The organism is Dysgonomonas termitidis (assembly GCF_042654545.1).
Lineage (GTDB): Bacteria > Bacteroidota > Bacteroidia > Bacteroidales > Dysgonomonadaceae > Dysgonomonas > Dysgonomonas termitidis.
Genome location: NZ_JBHSGN010000068.1, coordinates 40,630 through 48,885, shown reverse-complemented (window position 1 = coordinate 48,885; position 8,256 = coordinate 40,630). Strand labels below are relative to the sequence as shown.

Annotated in this window: 5 protein-coding genes; 4 read left to right on the top strand and 1 reads right to left on the bottom strand. The window is 42.0% G+C overall.

Features of this window, described 5'->3' with window-relative positions:
* Positions 1 to 589 precede the first annotated feature (589 nt).
* Entirely contained in the window at positions 590 to 1,609 is a 1,020-nt protein-coding gene (gene pheS / locus ACFO6W_RS10845) for a phenylalanine--tRNA ligase subunit alpha (protein ID WP_379996255.1), read from the top strand.
* A gap of 64 nt (positions 1,610 to 1,673) precedes the next feature.
* Here the strand turns inward: pheS and ACFO6W_RS10840 are convergent, their stop codons facing one another.
* On the bottom strand, positions 1,674 to 3,572 hold the full coding sequence (locus tag ACFO6W_RS10840; RefSeq protein ID WP_379996253.1) for a DUF4139 domain-containing protein: 1,899 nt from the start codon (positions 3,570 to 3,572) through the stop codon (positions 1,674 to 1,676).
* 1,109 nt (positions 3,573 to 4,681) lie between these two features.
* On the opposite strand from ACFO6W_RS10840, the gene nadA reads away from it, so the two are divergent.
* From nadA to nadC, 3 genes are all read left to right on the top strand, one after another.
* Positions 4,682 to 5,686 (top strand): quinolinate synthase NadA, encoded by a 1,005-nt coding sequence (gene nadA, locus ACFO6W_RS10835; RefSeq protein WP_379996251.1) that lies wholly within the window; start codon positions 4,682 to 4,684, stop codon positions 5,684 to 5,686.
* A gap of 88 nt (positions 5,687 to 5,774) precedes the next feature.
* Positions 5,775 to 7,355 carry an L-aspartate oxidase gene (gene nadB, locus ACFO6W_RS10830; RefSeq protein WP_379996249.1) on the top strand — a complete coding sequence of 527 codons (1,581 nt, stop codon included), beginning with the start codon at positions 5,775 to 5,777 and terminating at the stop codon, positions 7,353 to 7,355.
* Complete coding sequence (nadC, locus tag ACFO6W_RS10825; protein ID WP_379996247.1) at positions 7,352 to 8,212, top strand: carboxylating nicotinate-nucleotide diphosphorylase; 861 nt, start codon at positions 7,352 to 7,354, stop codon at positions 8,210 to 8,212. Before nadB ends, nadC begins: the two co-directional genes overlap by 4 nt.
* Positions 8,213 to 8,256: the final 44 nt, after the last annotated feature.

Below are 8,256 nucleotides of genomic sequence, written 5' to 3'. Positions count from 1 at the left end.
CAAAGTTAAGGGATTGACCTTTTTTATTGGATAATTCTATAAATAGCAACTTGAATTAATAAGTAAAAAGTCGACAGGAGAAAAACAAGAAAAAGTCGTTAGTTTGTGTCAGGTTTGTCAGATTTTTATGTAGTGCCCTTTGTGTAAACCTTTGTGGTAAGGAGTTTTTAATCATTAAGTACACAAAAAGAAATCACAAAGGGCACAAAGGTGGAAAAATCCGTTACGTTTGTTACTTTTTTGAAATAGTTACGAGTTTGCCTCGCCTTCGCTTCGGCGAATGTTATTTCTGCGCCCTTCGGGCAGTTACAAGTTACGGGTTGATGACTGTTTACTACTGACTGTTCACTGAAAGGTGTCAGGTTTTAACCAAATACAGTCAACGAATGTGAATACGGTGATAAATCATGAATTGGACTTTGCGCCTTTGCATTTCTGCGTGAGAATACCGTTAACTGCTAAGCATTGATGTTACCTGAAACCTTGCCGATTTTCGTGCGTTTACCTTAAAAAGGTATTGCATCTATCGGATATAAAGAAAGAAAAATGTATTTTTGTACTCGTTTCTTAGAAAATACGAAAACAAGATATGATTGACAAGATTAACCAGTTGTTGTCCGAAATAGACAACCTGAAAGCCGCTAAAGCAGAAGAAATAGAAGCTCTGCGTATTAAATATCTGAGTAAGAAAGGTGAAGTTTCAATGTTGATGAACGACTTCCGCAATGTTGCTGCTGAACAAAAGCGCGAGGTAGGTATGAGACTAAATGAGCTAAAGGAAAAGGCTCAGGAGAAAATCAACCTTTTGAAAGAATCGTTAGAAAACTCACAGACAGGTGATTTATCTATCGATCTTACCCGCACAGCTGCACCGGTAGCATTAGGCACCCGTCATCCCTTATCAATCGTTAAGAAAGAGATCTGTGATATATTCCGCCGCCTTGGTTTCTCCATTGCCGAAGGGCCGGAGATAGAAGACGACTGGCACGTATTTTCATCGCTCAACTTTGCCGAAGACCACCCGGCACGTGATATGCAGGATACATTCTTCATAGCCCGCAGTCCCGAGATAGTGCTCCGCACACATACCTCATCCGTGCAAACCCGCGTGATGGAGAAACAACAACCTCCTATCCGCATCATCTGCCCGGGACGAGTTTACCGCAACGAGGCCATATCGTATCGCGCACACTGCTTTTTCCATCAGGTAGAAGCATTATATATAGATAAAAACGTTTCATTTGCCGATCTCAAGCAGGCGCTACTCTTCTTTGCCAAGGAAATGTTCGGTGCAGACACCAAAATCCGTTTGCGTCCGTCTTACTTCCCCTTCACTGAACCAAGTGCCGAAATGGATATATCGTGTAATATCTGTGGAGGCAAAGGCTGTCCTTTCTGTAAGCACACAGGCTGGGTAGAAATACTTGGTTGCGGCATGGTAGACCCGAATGTGCTGGAGAATTGCGGCATCGACAGTAAAGTATATACAGGCTATGCCCTTGGCATGGGAATAGAACGTATCACGAATCTCAAATACAGGGTAAAAGACCTGCGGATGTTCTCAGAAAACGACAAACGTTTCCTGGAGCAATTTGAGAGTGCACATTAATTAAAAAGCGAAAAGTGAAAAATAAGGTGGTAATTATCTTATTTTTCACTTTTCCCTTCTTTTCCTATTCTATTGTCAGGTTCCGGTCTTTCGGATACTTCACCTTATATCTGAGTTCCAATTCTTTCTTTGCCGACGGGTTCAATTCCATTTTCCATTTCACCTCCCCCGTATCGGTATTCAAATCTCCTCCCGATAGGTTCTCCGCATTCACCTCTATCTCGGTGGTAGTAGATACAGGTATCTGGTCGAGTACAACAAATTTGATCGGCTGGCTTTTGTTATTCCTCACACTAATTTTCCATGCCCGTGTATCTTCTTTCTTAGACCCTAAAAATTTCTTCGTATTAAAGTCCTTTACCTTATCGCGGCTGACCAGAATATTCTTATCGCGTCCAAGGGATATGCTTAAGGTATCTGAGACATAACGTGTATCAAGTATCGTTTTACCTATATATGTATTTTCAAAGAAAATATTTGCCTCACCCTCCAGCAAATTGTACTTTTCCCAGTCGGTAATATTTGCCAGAAGGAAAGCATCTTTATTAATTTTCGGGATCGCAAAATATTCATAATCGGCAGGCAGTTCGTAACGGTCTACCTCTACAATCGTATTTTTGTTATCAGACTTGACTGTATAAGGTATTTTAATTTCGAACTCCACCGCTGTCTGGTTTTCCACCTGAACTATAGGCATTGCGATATCTTTTCTTATAAATACCGGAGCAGGAGAAGCGGGCTTAGCTTCGGCTCGGACTCCGGCCACAGCACCTGTAAGTTCTTTCTTAACAGCACCATAACCGACTACCACTACCTCATCCAGCATTTTGGAATCTTCCTGCATATATACAGTCATATTAGAACCAGTGATGGGTAGAGTCTGCGACACCATGCCCACATACGAGAACACCAAATCTTTGCCGTTTTGAGGGATTACAAGCGAAAAACGGCCGTCGAGGTCTGTAACCGTGCCTATAGTCGTACCTTTCACTACTACAGATACTCCGATAAGCGGCTCGCCGGAGTTTTCAAGCACAACACCACTTACCTGATTATTATCTATACGGGTATCGTAACGCGGAGGAGCTGTATAATAATTCAGCAAATATGTTTTAAGCTTGGGCACTACGTTTCCCTGATTCGGGTCGGCCGACGATATTTTCAATTTCACATCCTTCCATTCTTCCTGTGTATTCTGATGGATATTGGCCTTATATACCAGCTGTACCGGTTTATCTATGCTGATAGCCCGCACGTCATATGCCGGATACCAGCCTGCATTTTTCACATAATACATAAGTTCCATATTGGCCCTGGTAGCTCTTTTGCAATCCACTTCCACCACGACTTCCCCTATCGGAGTACGTTTGGTTGTGTTTCCATCTTGCCTGCCCTCGCTGAGAATTGCTTTTTTTTCGGCTTCCAAAGCTTGGATACGATTCGATATTTCGAGGTCTTTTACTTTCAGGGCCGTCATACGTTCCCTATAGTAATTTGCTGTTTCTTTTAATGTCAGGAGGCTGACGCCTGTATTAGAACCGCCAATCTTCTTGTTTTCTTCCAAAAATTTCAGTTCATCCTGGATCACTGTTTTGGATATTTGTTCCGAAGCGAGTTTGTCACTTATATCTTTTACCTGCTGGTCGGCAGTTTTTGATACCACCGGTTTTTTCAGACTATCCAGAAAGCCCGACTGATGGTTTACGGAGACGACCATCACTTCCCCATCCATTTTTACCTGTACACTTTTAGCGTCAATATAGGGGGAAAGGTTTGTAAACCTTATTTTGGTCTTGCCCGGCAGCAGATCGACAGTCTTTTTTCTTAAAACCTGTGCGCCATTGATAAAAACCGTAACTTCGGATACATCCGTTTTTAAGACCAACTCCTTTTGCTCCTGTGCAGCAAGGGGTAAAATGGATAAAAGCAGTGTAAGGATCGATAAAAGTAAATGTTTCAGCATGATATATAGATTTAAATTAGTAATCTAATATAGAAGCAAGCACAAGCGAAAATAGGAAAAGATAAAGAATTGCTAAAATTTTTCCTGACTAAAATTTCCTGGAGGAAAACCTATCACGCACTACTATGTAATATAAAAACAGGATTCGGGCTTACCAAACGAATCCTGTCCTGCTATTGATAACTAATTATGCCAATCAGTAGCTGAAATTATTATTGCCGTATAAAATTGCTGGATTTTTTTCTAACGCGCCAGCCGGCTTATATTTGGCTCTGCCGATTTACGCTTCGCTCCAATTCATTTTGCCTTGATGCAAAACGAAACAAAAAATCAAGGCTGCATCCCCCGGCGACCCAAAACCGCAGCTTCGGTGGGGCAAAATGTTTGCTACGCAACACACAGACGGGACGTCTGCGCGAGCGGGCGCTTTACGGATTGGGTACCCCGCCTGCGGGACGAGGCCGGAATCGCGATGCGGCGACAAGACAGAGACTCTTCATGCTCTGGCCATATATGCATCAGCCGACTCGTAACTTGTAACTGCCCGCAGGGCGTAGTAACCTGTAACTAAAAACAGAACGTTAAAATCCAACTATTTAATCTCTTTAATAACCCGCAGAATGATTTATAATATTTCTTTTTGTTTATCTCTATACATAGAAGCTGTATACGGGAAGGTTCTTTGAAATGATTGTACTAAAATTTTATTGTGGTGTTTTGATAACCGAGAATGTAACAAATAGAAAAGTTAGAAAAAACTGTTACATCTGTTACTTTTTAACTATATAATGAAAATAAAGGTTAATTCAATGAGGGTTTCCATTGCTTTATAGTTAAACCCTTTTTGTATATATATTGGAGATGTTACTTTTTGCGAGTAATAGTAACATGAACTAATAGATAAGCCTTTCATTTATATATACCCGATTTTCGGAAAAATCAGTTTTTATAAGTATTTTTGCTTACGGAATTTAGAAACTAAGGTCACCGGCCTGGTTGTTATTTTGTAAGTGTAACAACAATAGTTGGTTATGGCTGAATAGCTTAATGATAAATATTTTACAATACTTATTTACTAAAAAAACGAGTAATTCTATTTCACGAAAGATATGACAACATTCGATAAAGCGGTTGAATTGCTACCTGCCAAAGGTTATCTGAATATGGAGATACCAAAAGGAATCGATCTGATAGAGGAGATCAACCGTATGCGGAAAGAGAAGAATGCTATTATTCTCGCGCACTACTATCAGACTGGCGATATTCAGGATATTGCCGACTTTTTAGGCGATAGCCTGCAACTGGCGCGTGCAGCCGAAAAAACGGATGCAGACATGATTGTATTTTGCGGTGTTCATTTTATGGCAGAAACTGCGAAAATTCTTAATCCAACCAAGAAAGTCGTATTACCCGATTTACTGGCTGGCTGTTCTTTGGCCGATTCCTGTTCGGGCGAAGGCTTGAGGGAGTTGAAAAAGAAGCATCCCGGAGCAATCGTGGTAAGCTATATTAACTGCGATTCGGGAGTAAAAGCCGAAAGCGACATTATAGTAACCTCATCCAATGCCGAGCATATAATAAATTCGTTACCTGAGGAACAAAAAATAATTTTTGCTCCTGATAAAAATCTCGGACGCTACATCAACCAGGTAACGGGCCGTGACATGATACTTTGGGATGGTGCCTGTATTGTGCATGAAGCATTTTCACTGGAACGGATAGCAGAGCAAATGCTCAATCATCCGAAAGCGAAGTTGATAGCGCACCCGGAAGCTCAGAAACCGGTATTGCAGGTTGCACACTATATTGGTTCTACCGCCAACCTGTTGAACTATGTCGTAAACGATGCGGCGGAAGAATTTATAGTAGCCACAGAAGAAGGTATATTGCATGAGATGCGTAAACGGGCGCCCGGAAAGAAACTTATTCCGGCACTTACTATCGATGATAAATGTAATTGCAGTGAATGCCATTTTATGAAACTGAATACAATGGAAAAATTGTATCTGTGTATGAAGTATGAGCTTCCTGAAATCCTGATGGATGAAGAAATTCGAATTAAAGCCCTGCGTCCGATAAATAAGATGCTGGAACTTTCGAAAGCAATTAAATAGATAATAGGAAATTAAGAATTAAGAATGAAAAATGGCACAGATGCTTAGTAATTCATAATTCTTCATTTATAATTTTTTAATTTATAGAATGATATATACAGATGTTCTGGTAATCGGCTCTGGCATATCCGGACTCTCTTATGCGATGAAAATAGCGCAGCAGAAGCCCGGAGCCAAAGTTGCGGTTATAACCAAATCGGATGATGAAGAGTCGAATACAAAGTATGCCCAGGGTGGTGTAGCTGTAGTAACAGACTTCACAAAAGACAGTTTCGAAAAACATATTGAAGATACCCTGCGTGCCGGAGACGGATTATGCAAGAGAGAAGCTGTGGAAGCAGTGGTAACAGAAGGCCCTGAGCGTATCCGCGAAATAGTGGAGTGGGGGGCTAACTTCGATAAAAATGAGTTTCAGACGTACGATCTGGGACGTGAGGGCGGCCATACGGAAAACCGTGTAGTGCATTATAAAGATATTACCGGAGCGGAAATAGAGAGGGCCCTATTGAAAGCTATCGAGCGGCTGCCGAATGTGGAACTGCTTAATCACCACTATGTGATAGACCTTATTACTGAACATCATATACCCGGTGAATCATTCGATAAATATAACCTGAATTGTTATGGGGCTTACGTTCTTGACCTGAAGACGCAACGCATAAAGAAGATGTCGGCCAAGATAACACTTATGGCGACGGGCGGTTGCGGGCATGTATATAAGAATACAACCAATCCGATAATTGCTACGGGTGATGGCATAGGTCTGGCGCACAGGGCAAAGGCAAGGATCAGCAATATGCAGTTCATCCAGTTTCATCCGACTGCGTTTTACAGTCTCACCACCGGACAATTGCCCTTGATTTCGGAAGCTGTGAGAGGATTCGGGGCAAAGTTGTGTACAGCATCCGGCGAACCCTTTATGCACAAATACGATGACCGGGAAGAGCTTGCCTCACGCGATATTGTAGCCCGTGCTATCGATAGCGAAATGAAGCTGAGGGGAGATGATTATGTATGCCTCGATTGCCGCCATCTCGATCAGCGTAAGTTTATGGAACATTTCCCCAATATTTACAAGCAGTGCAAAGATGCGGGACTGGATATGTTCAGGGATCTGATCCCGGTTGTTCCAGCCAGTCATTACCTGTGCGGAGGTATTGATGTAGACTTATTCGGACAAAGTACGATTAAAAATATGTTTGCCGTGGGCGAATGTTCCAATACGGGATTGCATGGAGCGAACCGCCTGGCATCAAATTCCCTGCTTGAAGCATTGGTATTCGGTCATCGTGCAGCCGTAAAAACGCTGGAACGACTCAGTGAAGACAATTTTAACTATGAACAACTTCTTAAAATTCCGGAATGGGATCAGGAAGGAATGAAAGTAAACGAAGAAATGGTCCTGCTGAATTATCTGCGCAAGGAATTGCAGACCCTGATGAGTGATCTGGTAGGTATTGTTCGCAGTAACAGACGCCTAAAGCTGGCAAAGCAAAAAGAAGAAGAGATATATAAGTCGGTGAAAGAAATATATAACTTTTCCATTTTGTCGCCACAGTTATCAGAATTGCGGAATCTGGTCAGTGTCGCATTCCTGATTATAGCCCAGAGTATGGAACAAACAGAAAACAGAGGTACATTTTATAATAAAGATTTGGATAAAAAATGAAAAGACCGTCTTATGTAACAGATGAAAGGCTATATCATTTTATAGATGAAGCCATAAAAGAAGATATAGGCGACGGCGACCACTCCACATTGGCCAGTGTTCCTGCCGATCTGCAGCGAAGAGCCCGTCTGCTTATCAAGCATGACTGTATTCTGGCAGGGGTGGACCTTGCACAGGAAATATTCCATTATTATGATAAGAGCCTGAAAATAGAAGTATATAAGAATGACGGAGATAGCGTAAAAGAAGGCGATATTGCTTTCATCGTATCCGGCTCGGCCCGTTCCATTCTTACAATGGAGCGATTGGTGCTGAATTGCATGCAACGGATGAGCGGTATAGCTACTTATACACACGAAATGGTGGAGCTATTGGCCGATACCAATACCCGCATACTCGATACCCGCAAAACATCCCCGATTTTTCGCATGTGCGAGAAATGGGCAGTGTATATCGGCGGGGGAAAGAATCACCGTTACGGGCTTTTTGATATGGTAATGCTGAAAGACAATCATAACGATTATGCCGGAAGTATTACCAACGCCGTGCAAGCTACAGTAAAATATCTGAAAGAGATAGGAAAAGATCTGCAAATAGAAGTGGAGACCCGTAACCTGAAAGAAGTGGAAGAAGCGTTGGCAACCAAAGCCGTGGATGTGATTATGCTCGACAATATGTCCATCTTTGAAATGGCTGCCGCCGTACAACTCATCAATGGCGCTGTTAAAGTAGAAGCATCAGGCGGAATTACGAAAGAATCTGTGCATGCAATAGCTGAAACGGGCGTGGATTACATTTCATCGGGGGCAATAATATATGCTGCTCCGAATATAGATTTGAGCCTGAAAGCTTTTTGATTGAATCTTGTAAAATGAAATAAGAAAGGAGAAGTTAGACCAAC

Coding starts and splice junctions, on each gene's coding strand:
- pheS (WP_379996255.1), top strand. CDS start 590: ATGATTGACAAGATTAACCAGTTGTTGTCCGAAATAGACAACCTGAAA.
- nadB (WP_379996249.1), top strand. CDS start 5,775: ATGATATATACAGATGTTCTGGTAATCGGCTCTGGCATATCCGGACTC.
- nadA (WP_379996251.1), top strand. CDS start 4,682: ATGACAACATTCGATAAAGCGGTTGAATTGCTACCTGCCAAAGGTTAT.
- nadC (WP_379996247.1), top strand. CDS start 7,352: ATGAAAAGACCGTCTTATGTAACAGATGAAAGGCTATATCATTTTATA.
- ACFO6W_RS10840 (WP_379996253.1), bottom strand. CDS start 3,572: ATGCTGAAACATTTACTTTTATCGATCCTTACACTGCTTTTATCCATT.